At 65.1% G+C, this 13903-nt stretch carries 14 protein-coding genes; 12 read left to right on the forward strand and 2 right to left on the reverse strand.

Features of this window, described 5'->3' with window-relative positions; genetic code table 11:
* Positions 1-38: 38 nt before the first annotated feature.
* From LMQ14_RS13915 to LMQ14_RS13950, 8 genes are read left to right on the forward strand one after another with little or no spacing between them, the layout of a single operon-like run.
* Positions 39-902, forward strand: a complete 864-nt coding sequence (locus LMQ14_RS13915) for a mycofactocin-coupled SDR family oxidoreductase (RefSeq protein ID WP_267735266.1) — start codon at positions 39-41, stop codon at positions 900-902.
* A gap of 43 nt (positions 903-945) precedes the next feature.
* Positions 946-1932: a thiamine pyrophosphate-dependent dehydrogenase E1 component subunit alpha gene (locus tag LMQ14_RS13920; RefSeq protein WP_267735267.1), complete on the forward strand. Its 987-nt coding sequence runs from the start codon at positions 946-948 to the stop codon at positions 1930-1932.
* 2 nt (positions 1933-1934) lie between these two features.
* A complete protein-coding gene (locus LMQ14_RS13925) occupies positions 1935-2933 on the forward strand; it encodes an alpha-ketoacid dehydrogenase subunit beta (protein WP_267735268.1) in 999 nt (332 codons plus the stop codon).
* Entirely contained in the window at positions 2926-3162 is a 237-nt protein-coding gene (locus LMQ14_RS13930; RefSeq protein ID WP_267735269.1) for a lipoyl domain-containing protein, read from the forward strand. Before LMQ14_RS13925 ends, LMQ14_RS13930 begins: the two co-directional genes overlap by 8 nt.
* Before the next feature lie 17 nt (positions 3163-3179).
* Positions 3180-4052, forward strand: a complete 873-nt coding sequence (locus tag LMQ14_RS13935; RefSeq protein WP_267735270.1) for an enoyl-CoA hydratase-related protein — start codon at positions 3180-3182, stop codon at positions 4050-4052.
* Between the two features lie 8 nt (positions 4053-4060).
* Positions 4061-5593: an acyl-CoA synthetase gene (locus LMQ14_RS13940; protein ID WP_267735271.1), complete on the forward strand. Its 1533-nt coding sequence runs from the start codon at positions 4061-4063 to the stop codon at positions 5591-5593.
* A gap of 22 nt (positions 5594-5615) precedes the next feature.
* Entirely contained in the window at positions 5616-6983 is a 1368-nt protein-coding gene (locus LMQ14_RS13945) for an aromatic ring-hydroxylating oxygenase subunit alpha (protein WP_267735272.1), read from the forward strand.
* Positions 6980-8680 carry an FAD-binding protein gene (locus tag LMQ14_RS13950; protein ID WP_267735273.1) on the forward strand — a complete coding sequence of 567 codons (1701 nt, stop codon included), beginning with the start codon at positions 6980-6982 and terminating at the stop codon, positions 8678-8680. Before LMQ14_RS13945 ends, LMQ14_RS13950 begins: the two co-directional genes overlap by 4 nt.
* A 63-nt stretch (positions 8681-8743) precedes the next feature.
* On the opposite strand, the gene LMQ14_RS13955 is transcribed toward LMQ14_RS13950, so the two are convergent.
* Entirely contained in the window at positions 8744-9592 is an 849-nt protein-coding gene (locus LMQ14_RS13955) for an enoyl-CoA hydratase-related protein (protein WP_267735274.1), read from the reverse strand.
* Between the two features lie 125 nt (positions 9593-9717).
* Between LMQ14_RS13955 and LMQ14_RS13960 the strand changes: the two genes are divergently transcribed.
* The 4 genes from LMQ14_RS13960 (at position 9718) to LMQ14_RS13975 (ending at position 13345) form a co-directional block, all read left to right on the forward strand.
* On the forward strand, positions 9718-10569 hold the full coding sequence (locus tag LMQ14_RS13960; RefSeq protein WP_267735275.1) for an SH3-like domain-containing protein: 852 nt from the start codon (positions 9718-9720) through the stop codon (positions 10567-10569).
* Positions 10566-11270 carry a thiocyanate hydrolase subunit gamma gene (gene scnC / locus LMQ14_RS13965; protein WP_267735276.1) on the forward strand — a complete coding sequence of 235 codons (705 nt, stop codon included), beginning with the start codon at positions 10566-10568 and terminating at the stop codon, positions 11268-11270. Before LMQ14_RS13960 ends, scnC begins: the two co-directional genes overlap by 4 nt.
* A gap of 17 nt (positions 11271-11287) precedes the next feature.
* Entirely contained in the window at positions 11288-11659 is a 372-nt protein-coding gene (locus tag LMQ14_RS13970; RefSeq protein ID WP_267735277.1) for a thiocyanate hydrolase, read from the forward strand.
* A 297-nt stretch (positions 11660-11956) separates the two neighbouring features.
* Positions 11957-13345: a DEAD/DEAH box helicase gene (locus tag LMQ14_RS13975; RefSeq protein ID WP_267735278.1), complete on the forward strand. Its 1389-nt coding sequence runs from the start codon at positions 11957-11959 to the stop codon at positions 13343-13345.
* Positions 13346-13357: 12 nt separating this feature from the next.
* On the opposite strand, the gene LMQ14_RS13980 is transcribed toward LMQ14_RS13975, so the two are convergent.
* Complete coding sequence (locus tag LMQ14_RS13980; protein WP_267735279.1) at positions 13358-13903, reverse strand: class I SAM-dependent methyltransferase; 546 nt, start codon at positions 13901-13903, stop codon at positions 13358-13360.

Below are 13903 nucleotides of genomic sequence, written 5' to 3' on the forward strand. Positions count from 1 at the left end.
ACGGGCACGGCAATAGGCACCGGGACGAAGGATCAGCGATGGGCAGGGTAACGGGCAAGGTAGCCGTGATCAGCGGCGCCGCGCGGGGTCAGGGACGGTCGCACGCGCGGATGCTGGCCGCCGAAGGTGCAGACATCATTGCGGTGGATCTATGCGCGGATATCGACACCAATGAGTATCCGCTGGCCCGGCCGGAGGATCTGGACGAGACGGCGCGGCTGGTCGAAAAGGAGGGGCAGCGCGCCTTCACCGCTATAACCGACGTTCGCGACCGGGTGGCCCTGTCCGCCGCGATCGACGAAGGCGTCGCCGAACTCGGGCACCTCGACATCGTGATCGCCAACGCGGGCATCTGCCCGCTCACCGCGGGTCTGCCGCCGAAGGCGTTCGCCGACGCCGTCGACGTGGACCTGGTCGGCGTGCTCAACCTGGTCCACGCGAGCCTCAAACACTTGCAGGCCGGCGCGTCGATCATCGTGATCGGTTCCAACGCGGCATTCATGTCGTCGATGAACACCACCGGCATCGACGGCGGTCCCGGCGGGGCCGGCTACGCCTTCGCGAAACTCGCTGCGGCTCATTATGTTAACGATTTCGCCCGAGCACTGGCGCCGTTTTCCATTCGGATGAACGCGGTACATCCGACCAACGTCAACACCGATATGTTGCACAGCCCGCCGATGTATCGGGCCTTCCGGCCTGATCTGAAGGAACCGACGCGCGAGGACGCCGAACCCATTTTCCCATTCGTCCAGGCGATGCCCATCCCCTACGTCGAACCCGAAGACATCAGCGAGGCGGTGCTATTCCTCGCCTCCGACGCCGCCCGCTATATCACCGGACAGCAGTTGCGCGTCGACGGCGGCGGCTTCCTCAAGGTCAAGCCATGGTCGGGCGCATGACGGCGGTGGCACCATTCACACTGCACCACAATGGAACTGCGCGATGACCGACACTGAATCCCCCGAAGTGCAAAAGCGCCTCTACGAGCTGATGGTGCTGATGAAGGCGGCCGACGACCGGCTGTCCAAAGGGATCGGCACCGGCGAGTTCATGTGTGTGTACTGGCCGTCGCGTGGTCAGGAGGCGATCGCCGCCGCGATGGGTGTCGCGCTGCGACCCGACGACCAGCTGGTGACGACTTACCGAGGGCTGCACGATCTGATCGGCAAGGGCGTCCCGCTCGAGGAAATCTACGGCGAGATGATGGGACGCACCGTCGGCGCCAGCCGCGGCAAAGGCGGCACCATGCACATCGCCAAACCCGAGGTGGGCGTGATGCTTTCAACCGGAATCGTCGGTGCCGGACCGCCGGTTGCCGTCGGGCTGGCGATGGCCGCCAAACGCAAGGGCCTCGACCGTGTCACCGTGGTCAGCTTCGGCGACGGCGCCACCAACACCGGTTCTTTCCACGAGGCAGCCAACATGGCCGCGCTCTGGGATCTGCCCATCGTGCTCGTCTGCCAGAACAACCTGTACGCCGAAATGACGCCGACCCGCGACACGATGAAGCTCGAGCAGGTCGCCGACCGGGCCGCCGGATACGGGATGCCGGGCGTTCGGGTCGACGGCAACGACCCGCTTGCGGTGAAAGCCGCGCTCGACGAGGCACTGCGGCGGGCGCGCGACGGCGCAGGGCCCACCTTCATCGAGTGCGTGACATTCCGTTTCCGGGGGCACTATTTCGGCGACCGGATGTCCTACATCCCCAAGGAACAACTCGAAGCGGCGCTGGCCGCCGACCCGGTACCGCGCTTCGGCCGCCATCTTGTCGACTCGGGCGTCTGCGACGAGCGGGAACTCGCGCGCATTGACGACGAGGCGCGGTCCACCGTGGAATCCGCGCTGCAGACGGTGATCAGCGCCGACGCCCCGACGATCGACGAACTCGACCAAGACGTGTACGCAACCCCGATCAAATTCCCGGTGTAGGTATGGACGAAAAAGAGATGACGATGCGCGAGGCGCTGAACCTCGCGCTGGATCAGGCGCTGCAGGCCGATGACCGAGTGTTCTTGCTCGGCGAGGACATCGCCGATCCGGGTGCGTCGGGACCGACAGCGGGATTGTCGACAAAGTACGGCCACGACCGGGTGCTGGACACGCCGATCTCGGAAGCCGCGATCGTCGGTGCGGCGATCGGCGCCGCGATCGACGGACTGCTCCCGGTGGCCGAGATCATGATTATGGACTTCATCGGCATCGCCGCCGACCAGCTGATCAACAACGCCGCCAAGCTGCGATTCATGACCGCCGGCCGGACGACGGCGCCGATCACCATTCGTACCCAGGTGTACGCCGGGCTGGCCACCGGCGCCACGCATTCGCAGAGCCTGGAGGCGTGGTTCATGCATATCCCGGGGATGAAGGTGATCGTGCCGTCCACCCCGCGCGACGGCAAAGGCCTGCTCACGGCGGCGATCTTCGACGAAGACCCTTGCCTGTTCGTCGAAACCATCCGGCTGCAAAGCAAGAAGGGCCCGGTGCCCGTCGACCCCGGATTTTCAATTCCCCTCGGCCAGGCCGATATCAAGCGGCCGGGCACCGACGTGAGCCTGATCAGCTACGGACGCAGCGTGCACGATGCGCTGGCGGCGGCGGCGACTTTGGCCGAGCAGGGTGTCAGCGCCGAAGTCGTCGATCTGCGCACCCTGGTGCCGCTGGACATCGAGACCCTCGTCGCATCCGTGCGGCGCACTCGCAGGGCCGTAATCGTCCATGACGCAGTCCAATTCGCCGGCCCCGGCGCGGAGATCGCCGCGATCCTGGGATCTGAATTGTTCGGCGAACTCGCCGCACCCGTCGAGCGGGTAGCCGCCCGGTTCGTGCCCAACCCGGCCGCGGCGGCGCTCGAGGCGCAGGTCTATCCGTCACCGGCCCGCATCGTCGAAGCGGCCCAGCGCACCTGCAAGAGGGCGAATGCGCATGGCTAACTTCGTTATTCGCATTCCACGGGTCTCGGTCGCGGTGTCCGAAGCCGAACTCACCGGGCTGCTCGTCGACGCCGGCGAACACGTCGAGGCCGGCACGCCGATCTACGTGATCGCCACCGAAAAAGTGGAACAGGAAATCGAAGCCGGAGCATCCGGCACCGTCCAGTGGACGGGACAGATCGGGACCACCTACGACATCGGCGCCGAAATCGGCGTCATCACTTCGTAACTGGCGAAAGGGTAAAAATGGACCTCAACGAGACGCGCGAGCGCATCATCTACCAGAAAGATGGTCCGATCGCGAAGATCACCCTGAACTGGCCGGAGAAAGCCAACGCTCAGGACCAGAAGCTGGCCGAGGAGGTCGACGCCGCCCTGTTGGATGCCGACCGCGACTACGACATCAAGGTGCTGGTGCTGAAGGCCAACGGCAAGGGGTTCTGCTCGGGCCACGCGATCGGCAACAACGCCGTGGACTACCCGGCCTTCGTAGAGAACGCCATGGTGACAGGCCATCCGTGGAAGGCGCAGTCGGATCTGTTCGTCAAGCCGACCCTGAATCTGTGGGAGTTCTCCAAGCCCACCATCGCCCAGGTGCACGGCTACTGCGTGGGCGGCGGTACCCACATGGGCCTGACCACCGACATCGTCATCGCCTCGGAAGATGCCTACTTCTCCTATCCGCCCCTGCAGGGATTCGGCATGCCATCCGGTGAATGTTCCATCGAGCCTTGGGTGTTCATGAACTGGCGCCGCGCCGCCTACTATCTGTTCACCGCCGAGGTGATCGACGCCAAGAAGGCGCTCGAGGTTGGCCTAGTCAACGAGGTGGTCAAGCGGGAGGACCTGGACGCCCGCGTGGACGCGATCGCCCGCCACATCGCCCAGGCGCCGTTGACGACGCTGATGCTCACCAAGGCAAATCTCAAGCGGGCGTGGGAACTGATGGGAATGCGGGTGCACTGGCAGAGCTCCAACGACCTCGTCGCGCTCGCCTCGATCAGCAAGGACGTGCAGCAGTTGATTCAGACCGTGTTCAAGGACAAGGTGTTGCCGTCCGAGCACGCCCGGCGCCAGGCCGCGGCCGCCGCCCAGACCGACGGCGCCGCAGCGACGTAGGTCTGCTGGTGAACATCGCCGATCACGCGCTCGCGGTCGCGAAGTCGCCGGCTCTGATTGCCGACGGCGGCGCGATCTCGTTCGGCGAGTTGTTTGAAAGGAGCCAGCGGGTCGCCGCGGCGCTGCACGAAGCGGGGTTGCGCCGCGGCGACGGTGTGGCCCTGGTGCTGCCGAACCGCCCGGAATTCTTCGAAATCACCTGGGGCTGCCAGCTTTCCGGGCTCTACTACACCGCTGTCAACACGCATTTCACTGCCGACGAGATTGCCTATGTGATCGGCGACTCCGATGCGAAGGCGGTGTTCGTCGACGCGTCGCTGCCCGAAATCGCCGCTCACGTGCGCGATGTGAACACGGCGGTCGACGTCCACATCAGCGTGGGCGGCGGGCTGCCCGGCTGGTGCGGCTACCAGGCCACTCTCATGGCGGCCGGTGAGGCGCCACCGGTCTCGGACGGGTCGGAGATGCTCTACTCGTCGGGGACCACGGGACGCCCCAAGGCGGTACGCCGGCCGCTGCCGGCCGACGGCAACGGCTCCTGGGCCCAGTCGGTCCTGGAGATGGCGCTGACTCACCGCTACGGCATGAGCCCGTCGAGTGTGTACCTGTCCCCCGCACCGCTGTATCACGCGGCCGGGGTGAACTACACCATGGCGGTCAACCGGGTCGGCGCCGCGTCGATCATCATGCGCAAGTTCGACGCCGAGACGGTGCTGAGGCTGATCGACACCCACCGCGTGACGCACGCCCAGTTCGTTCCGACGATGTTCGTGCGAATGCTCAAGCTGCCCGAGGCGGTGCGGCGCAGCTACGACGTCTCCAGTCTGCGCTGCGTGATCCACGCGGCCGCCCCCTGCCCGGTGGACGTCAAGCAGCAGATGATGGACTGGTTCGGTCCAATCATCCACGAATACTACGGTGGCACAGAAGGATTCGCGGGGACGACGATCGGCCCCGAGGAGTGGCTCGCCCACCCCGGCTCGGTGGGCATACCGATGGCGCCGGTGCATGTGGTCGGCGACGACGGCCAAGAGCTTCCCCTCGGCCAGGCTGGAGAGCTTTACTTCGAGGGTGGACCCGATTTCGAGTACTTCAAGGATCCCGCCAAGACCGCGTCGGTGTACAACGACCGCGGTTGGCGCTCCTTGGGAGACATGGGATACGTCGATGAGGACGGGTATATGTACCTGACCGATCGGTCGACGTTCATGATCGTCTCCGGCGGGGTTAACATCTACCCGCAGGAGGCGGAGAACCTCCTGGTCATGCATCCCAAGCTGGTCGATGCCGCGGTCTTCGGCGTACCCAACGACGAGTTCGGCGAAGAGGTCAAGGCCGTCGTGCAGCCCGCCGCGGGCGTTGCGGCCGGGCCCGACTTCGAGGCCGAGCTGATCGCGTATTGCCGGGCCCACCTGGCCGGCTACAAGTGCCCGCGCACAGTCGAATTCGAACCGGAATTGCCTCGCGATCCGAACGGCAAGCTCTACAAGAGGCGCATTCGCGAGCGTTACTGGCAGGGGCGGGCATCACGGATCGTGTGACGCTGACACAAGGGATGACGAGATGGCTGTAGAGACAGGTTCGAGACGAGCCCAGGTGGACTGGACCGCGTTGCCGGTGCCGTGGGCCGTGCAGGCCGCCGACCGAATTCCCAAACAGCGCTACTACGACCCCGATTTCTACGCGCTCGAGGCCGAGATGTTGTGGCCGCGGGTGTGGCAGATGGCCTGCCGGCTCGAGGAGATACCCAAGCCCGGCGACTACGTGGAGTACGAGATCCTCGACGAGTCGATCATCGTGGTCCGGGTCGACGGCGACACTGTGCGGGCCTACCACAATGCGTGCCGGCACCGCGGGGTAAAGCTGGTGGAGGGCAACGGAAATCGGCGCACCTTCGTCTGCCCGTTCCACGGCTGGTGCTGGGGCATCGACGGGCGCAATACGTTTGTGCTGCGGCCCGAGGCCTTCGCCCCGGACAATATGCGCCCGGATGACCTCGAACTCGTCTCGGTCCGCTGTGAGCTCTGGGGTGGCTGCGCATGGATCAACCTCGACGCCGCGGCGCCCCCGCTGCGCGATTGCATGGAACCGTTCGCGTCGATCTATGACGCCTGGCACGTGGAAACGCTGCGCACCGAATGGTGGCAGTCGTGCCGGCTTCCGGTGAACTGGAAGCTGGCGACGGCGGCGTTCATGGAGGGCTACCACGTTCCGCAGACGCACCCCCAGCTGCTGCCGTCGAGCATGCCCACCACATCCGCGAAACCTGGCCTGGCGCAGACCAACCTGTATTTCATGCGCACGCTCGGCGAAGGCATGGCGGGTATGACGCATGAGAACGACGTCCGTATCGCCGAGGGCTTGCAGAACATCGAGCTGCCCGCCGATTCGGCCGAGGCCATGGCTACCTGGCGCAGGACGCTCAACGACGCGATCGTCAGCTGGCATCGTGCCCGGGGCTGCGACATTCCCGATTTGAATGACCTTGCGCGGCGCGGGATCACCGAGGCGATCAATTTCGCCTTCCCGCATTACTTCGTGCTGCCGCAGTACAGCAGCGCCTCGTCCTATCGGATCCGGCCACTGGGTCCGGAGGAGACACTGTTCGAGATCTGGTCGCTCACTCGCATCCCACCGGATCAGGTGACCGGCAAGCCCACACCGCCCGAACCCATGGCGCCCGACGACCCGCGCTGGCCGCCCATTCCCGCCCAGGACTTCTCCAATCTGCCGCGACAGCAAAAAGGACTGCACTCCAAGGGGTTTGAATTCATGCGATTGTCCGACCAGATCGAAGGACTGATCTCGAACTTCGAGCGGGTCATCGACGGGTTCCTCGCCGGCCTGCCGTATGACACGCTGGTTCCCGCGATTCAGAAGACCAATACCACCATCGACGTGCCCATCGCGGATCTCGGGTTCGGCTCATGACCACTGCATGGGACCGCTCGGTAGATCTGCTGATCGCGGGCAGCGGCGGCGGCGGAATGGTCGCGGGGCTGGCGGCACTGGACAGTGGACTCGAGCCCCTGATCGTCGAGAAGCAGGCCCTGGTCGGCGGATCGACCGGGCTTTCCGGCGGTATCGTCTGGCTGCCGAACAATCCGCTGATGCGCGCCGACGGCATCGCCGACTCGCACGAAGACGGGCTGGCCTATCTGGCCGACGTGGTCGGTGATATCGGTGCGGCGTCCTCGCCGGTGCGGCGGGAGATGTTCCTCACCGGGGGCTACGAGATGATCAACTTCCTGATCCGCAAGGGTGTTCGGCTGATCCGCTGCGCCGGTTGGAGCGACTACTACCCGAATCACAAGGGCGGCAACGAGTCCGGCCGGGCCATCGAGGGAATTCCGTTCGACGCCGCCGAACTCGGCAGCTGGCACGACAAGGTGCAGCCGCCGCTGGCCAAGAACTACGGGTACGTGGTGCTGACCAACGAGCTACGCTCGGTTCAGTACTTCAACCGAGCCCCGCGCGCATTCGCGGTTGCCACCAAGGTGTTCCTGCGCACCGCCGCGGCGCGAGCACGCCGCACCCAGATCCTTACCAACGGCGCCTCACTGATCGCGCAGATGCTCAAGGCGCTGATCGAACTCGGCGGAAATCAAACACCCCTGTGGACGAACGCCGCGATGGAGGACCTGATCGTCGAGGACGGCCGCGTCGTCGGCGCGCGCGTCAACCGGGACGGCGTCACGCTGAACATCGAGGCGCGCAAGGGAGTGCTGCTGGCCGCCGGCGGTTTCGGGCACAACAAGGAGATGCGCCGCCGCTACAGCGGCGACCAGCCCAACGAAGGACAGTGGTCGATCGCCAACGCCGGCGACACCGGCGAGGTGCTCGAAACCGCGATACGGCTCGGCGCGCAGACTGATCTTCTCGACGAAGCGTGGTGGCTGCCTTCGGTTTTCATCGCCAACGGAGGCGCGGTCGCCGCGTCCCTGGGCTCGGGGCGACAGCGGCCCGGCGCCATCTATGTCGACTCGACCGGCCGGCGGTTCTGCAACGAGTCGAACTCCTACGTCGAGGTCGGCAAGGCGATGTACGCCAACAAGGCGGTGCCCTGCTGGATGATTTTCGACGACGGGTACGTGCGCCGATACGTCACCAGTGCCAATCCGCTGAAACGCAATCAGCACCTGCCGCCCGAGCTGATCGAAAAGGGTGCGGTCAAACGCGGCGTCACGATCGCCGACCTGGCCCGCCAGATCGACCTGCCCGCCGACGAGCTGTCGCGCACGATCCAACGATTCAACCGGTTCTCCGCCAAGGGCCTGGATCCCGACTTCGGGCGCGGCCAGTCGGCCTACAACGACTGCCTCGGCGATCCGGGGTATCGGCCCAACGCCGCGATCGGCCCGCTGGAAAGCGCGCCGTACTACGCGACCAGGGTGCTCCCGTCCGACGTCGGAACATGCGGGGGTGTGATCACCAACGAACACGCCCAAGTGCTCGATCAGCAGGACCAGGTGATCGACGGTCTTTACGCGACGGGCAACACGACCGCAACCGTGATGGGCCGTACATACCCGGGTGCCGGCGCGAGCATCGCCAGCTCCATGGTTTTCGGGTACGTCGCCGCGCGGCATGCGGCCGGGCGCAAAATCGCCGGCGAGAAGAGCCGCTAGTCCGCTAGTCCCGCGCCGAGCGTGAAGCCAGTTTCACGTTCGATCGCGAGGGTGAAGACAACTTCACGTTCGATCGCGATCCTTTTCGTCGCGGTCGACGAAATCGCGTGGCTTCATGCCCGATTGCAGAAGTTCGGCGCGCCGCGCCTGAACATCGGTGGCGGCGCCGACCATGTTGGTCAGGATGTGGCTGACCTGAAGGTGCACGCGCATACCCATCAACTCCCATGCGCGCTTGACGTTGTTCTTCACCGCCATCAGTGTGGTCAACGGGATTTGGGCGATCTTGCGCGCCATCTCCTCGACCGTGTCCTCCAGGTCTTCTCGCGGCACCACCCTATTCAGCAGCCCCCAATCGAGGGCTTGCTGGGCGGACAGCGTGGGCGCCAGCAACAACCAGTCCATGGTGCGATGCCAATTCATCAGCAACCACGGTTCAATCATGGTGTGCCCGCCGGGTTCTCCGAGGCTTTGGGCAAGCGGCATCTGGAAATACGCATCGTCGGACGCCACGCAGAAGTCGGTCAACAGCCCGAGATAGATCCCGCCCCCCATGCAATAGCCGTGAATCTGGGAGATCGTCGGCTTGGGGAACTCCCACAGGTACAGCGTGGGCCACAGAAACAGGTCGGCGGTGCCTTTGTACAGGTCCTCGAAGGTGTTTCCGAAATCCGGATAAGGGTTTTCGTCGGGCCCCCAGCGCGCCACGTGGCCGCCGCAGAAGCCCTTGCCGTTGGCCTTGAGGATGACCACCTTGATCTCGCTGTCGCGGTCCGCCTCGTGCAGGCAATTGTCGACTTCCGTGACGAGGACGGCGTCCTTGGTATTGGCCTTGTCGACCCGATTCAAAATGATCCGCGCAATCGGCGGTTCGCGTTCATAGATGACCGCTTCGAGCTCACGCCGCTCCATCATCGGGACATTACCCTCCCCGCAACTCATTTAGCGGTTGCGTGATCTTGAGGTGAGGAGTGAGCTGTATTGAGTGCGCACCGGGCTGCGCCACCCCCGACATCTCGACAAGAATGGGGCTCTATATGGCGACTCCGTTGGACCGGGTAACCCATCTCGACCTGGTGGCTCGGCTGAAGTCCGCGTACCCCGATCTTCCCGACGCACCAACGCCGGATCTCATCGACCACGAGCGCTTCACGGCCTATGCCAAGACGCCCCATGACGTCGGTGGGGAGCCGGACGCCCCCATCGCATGGGAGAACAAGCAATACGAGATCTGGGAAGAGAACACCTACATCATGTGTGAGGTGCTCGGCTGGCGCGGAATCTGGCTGTCGGAGGAACGACGCCGGATGGGCAATGTCGACCTGGGCCGCGCCATCTATCTGGGTCTGCCCTACTACGTGCGCTGGTTGCTCGCGGTGGTGCGTGTCCTCGTCGAGAAACACCACATCGGGCTGAGCGAGCTGGCCGAACGCATGGTCGAGGTGAAGGCCCGCTACGACGGCGGGTTGCAGGGTAAGCCCTTGGAGGCCAAGCCGAAATTCGAAGGCGACCCGGCCACGGTCACGCGCAATGAACACCACATCCACGCCGTCGGCAAGGGCGACCCGCAGATCTTTGCCGGACAGGCCGGCGAGCCGAAGTTCCGGGTCGGCGACCAAGTCCTCGTGAAGGACCTGCCCATCCTGCTCTATACCCGTACCCAGGAATACGTGCGGGGCGCAAAAGGCGAGATCGCCGTCGTCACATACGAAAGCCCCGCCGCCGAGGACGAGACCTGGGCCGGGCCCGATCAAAAACCCGAGTGGTTCTACATCGTTCGGTTCAACCTCTCGGAGCTCTGGCACGGCTACACCGGTCCCACCAATGACACGTTGCAAACCGAGATCCCGGAGCGGTGGCTCGAAGCGGTCGAAAGGACCTCAGCATGACCGATCACGATCACGATCACGATCGCACCGCCGCGCCGATGGTGGACGAGATCACCGACTTCGAAGTCCTCGAGATCGCCCTTCGCGAATTGTGTATCGAGAAGGGAATTTTCACCGCGGAGGAACACCGCCGCATGACCGAATACGCCGAGCAGATCGGGCCGACTCCGGCGGCCCAGCTGGTGGCGCGGGCCTGGCTCGACCCCGCGTTCAAGGAGCTGGTGATTTCCGATCCGCTCACCGCGAGTAAGGAAGTCGGCGTCGACTGGCTGGACCCGACGGGTTTCGGCACGCCGAGCGACTTCACGGCCTTCCACGTGCTGGTGGATACGCCGACTCTGCACCACGTCATCGTGTGCACGTTGTGTTCCTGCTACCCGCGTCCGATTCTGGGTAATTCGCCCGAGTGGTACCGCACGCCCAATTTCCGCCGCCGCATCGTGCGCTGGCCGCGTCAAGTGCTCGCCGAATTCGGACTGTACCTACCCGAAGAGGTCGAGATTCGGGTGGAGGACTCCAACCAGAAGCACCGCTTCATGGTGATGCCCGTGCGCCCCGGGGGGACCGAAGGCTGGACCGAGGACCAGCTGGCCGAAATCATCACCCGCGACTGCCTGATCGGTGTGGCACTGCCCAAAGCCGGAGTGACGACGAACGCGATCACCGAAACCCGGCCGGCGATCCATCCGGTCGACAGCTGATTGCCGGGGTCGCACGGATGAGTACCAGCGAAGGTGTGCAGACGGGCGCTGACTCCACGATCGCCCCGCTTGCGAAAATCGTTGAGCGAAACCAGGTCTGGAGCCGCATGGCGGCCAAACACGGAGTCGACAACCCGACACCCCCTTGGAAGACGAGCCTTGACGGCATTTGCGACGCGCTCGATCAAAGTGCCTGTGGCCCAGAGGTACTCGGCTTCGTCGACCGGCGCAACGAAGAGGACACCCTGTCGGCGACGGTGTATGCCGAACTGCCCTACCCGGAAAACCGATTGGTCGCGCTGGCTCATTCACTCTTGGCGCGTGGTGTGATCGACGAGTCCGAACTCGAAGAACGCATGGCAGCGGTGCGGGCCAGGCTCGAATCCTGATCGATCGCGGCGACGCACATCACACGCTGCTTTTTCGTCGTTGTGCTTTGGGTGCGCTATGCTGGCACCAACGTTGGCCTCACAGCTAGATGTCAACTACGTCGTGGAACGCTTCTTCATCCCACCTGGTGCCACCCCGAAATTCGGGCTAACTCACCACGTTCAGATGATCCGTGCATCCGCACTAGCTTGTCTCGCGGCGATCGATTTTGCCCTCCGGCAATCTCGCCAACTTGTGCTGAGAACCGCGCGACAACCGGCGGTCCGGCATGACCGATGCCTGAAAGGCACCGAAAAGTGACTACCGACAAAACCTTTGCCGAACTCGGCGTGCGCGGACAAATCGTCAGCACGCTCGCGGAGCGCGGCATAGCACATCCCTTTCCGATCCAGATCGCGACCCTGCCGGACACGCTGGCCGGCCGCGACGTACTCGGCCGCGGGAAAACGGGCAGCGGTAAGACGCTGGCCTTCTCGATTCCGCTGGTGAGCCGACTCTCCGAAGGCGGCCGCCGCCGGTCGCGGCCATCGGGTTTGGTGCTCGCACCCACCCGTGAGCTGGCGAGCCAGATCACCGCGACGCTCGAACCGCTGGCAGCCGCGTGCGGTCTGCGCGTCACGACGATCTTCGGCGGTGTCTCCCAACACCGTCAGGTGGTGGCCCTCAAATCCGGCGTCGACATCGTGGTGGCCTGCCCGGGCCGGCTCGAGGATCTAATGAAGCAACGACTGATCAGCCTCGATGCCGTCGAAATCACCGTGATCGACGAAGCCGATCACATGGCCGATCTCGGCTTTCTGCCCGGCGTCACCCGAATCCTCGCCGCGACGCCGAATGGCGGCCAGCGGCTGATGTTTTCGGCGACCCTGGACAACGGCGTCGACAAGCTCGTCAATCGCTTCCTGCGCGACGAGGTGCTGCACTCCGTCGATGGGGTCGACTCGCCGGTATCCGAGATGACGCATCACGTGTTCCACGTCGCCAATGCGGATGCCAAGAAGGAAGTTGTGCACCGGCTCGCTTCCGGAACCGGCCGCCGAATTCTGTTCATGCGCACCAAGCATCAAGCGCGCAAACTCGCCAAGCAGCTCACCGAATCGGGAGTTCCGTCAGTCGACTTGCACGGCAACCTGTCTCAGCCTGCGCGCGAGCGCAACCTGGCGATGTTCGCCTCGGGCGGCGCCCGGGTACTGGTGGCAACCGATATCGCGGCGCGCGGCGTGCACGTCGACGAGGTCGAACTTGTCGTGCACATCGACCCGCCGGCCGAGCACAAGTCTTATCTGCACCGGTCCGGACGCACGGCGCGGGCGGGCAGCGCCGGTGACGTCGTCACCGTGGTCCTGCCCGAGCAGCGACACGACACCCAGGCGTTGATGCGCAAGGCCGGTATCAAGGTCGCGCCTCAGCAGGTGACCGCGACGTCGGAGGCAGTGCAAGCGCTCGTCGGCGAAACCGCGCCGTATCAGGCGCCCGCACCCGCCACCGCGCCGTCGCGCTCGCCGCAGCAGCATCGACCGAACGGGGGCGGGCAACGGGGCCGCCGGAATAACAGCCGGTCTCCGAAAAGCACTTCCGCCCGCACCGAACCGGCGATCTCGCACCGCAGCAACACACCTAACCACCGCACCGCTACGCCGACGCGGCGAGTCGATCGTCGTCGATCGAGCCGCACGCAAGGGTAGTTTCGCGGGGCCTCACGCCCGCGCCAGCAGCCACGCTTGCCCGTGGCCCTCGCCGGCGGCGATGACGTCCAGTTCACCGAAGGCCGCCGCGAGCTCCCCGGGCGCCGCGCGAAACGGACCTGGTTCGGCCCCGACTTCGCTCAGCGCCGCCGCGGCCAGCAGTCCGCCCGGTGCCAAGCGATCGATGATCGCCTGGTCGAGGCGGCGATCGCGGAACTTATGGCAGACGATGACGTCGACGGGTGGCCCGTCCGGCAGGCCGTCGTCGAGATCCACGACGTCGAACCTGCAGCGCTCCTCGACGCCGCTGCGTCGGGCCAGTTCTCGTGCCTGCCCAATGGCCACCGCGGAGACGTCCAATCCGACGGCCTCCAGACCCCGCTGGCCCAGCCAAACGGTGGCGTATCCCCGGCCGCAGGCGATGTCCAGGGCCCGCCCGGTGGTCGGGAAGATGTCCGCATAGGCGGCAAACGCGGCGGGAGGTGCCACGGCACCGCCGGAGACCGGTCCCTTGCTCGCGTACCGCTCGTCCCACCGGAGCTGGTCCTCACGGGTCAC

Origin of the sequence: Mycobacterium sp. Aquia_213 (assembly GCF_026625985.1) — a bacterium.
Lineage (GTDB): Bacteria > Actinomycetota > Actinomycetes > Mycobacteriales > Mycobacteriaceae > Mycobacterium.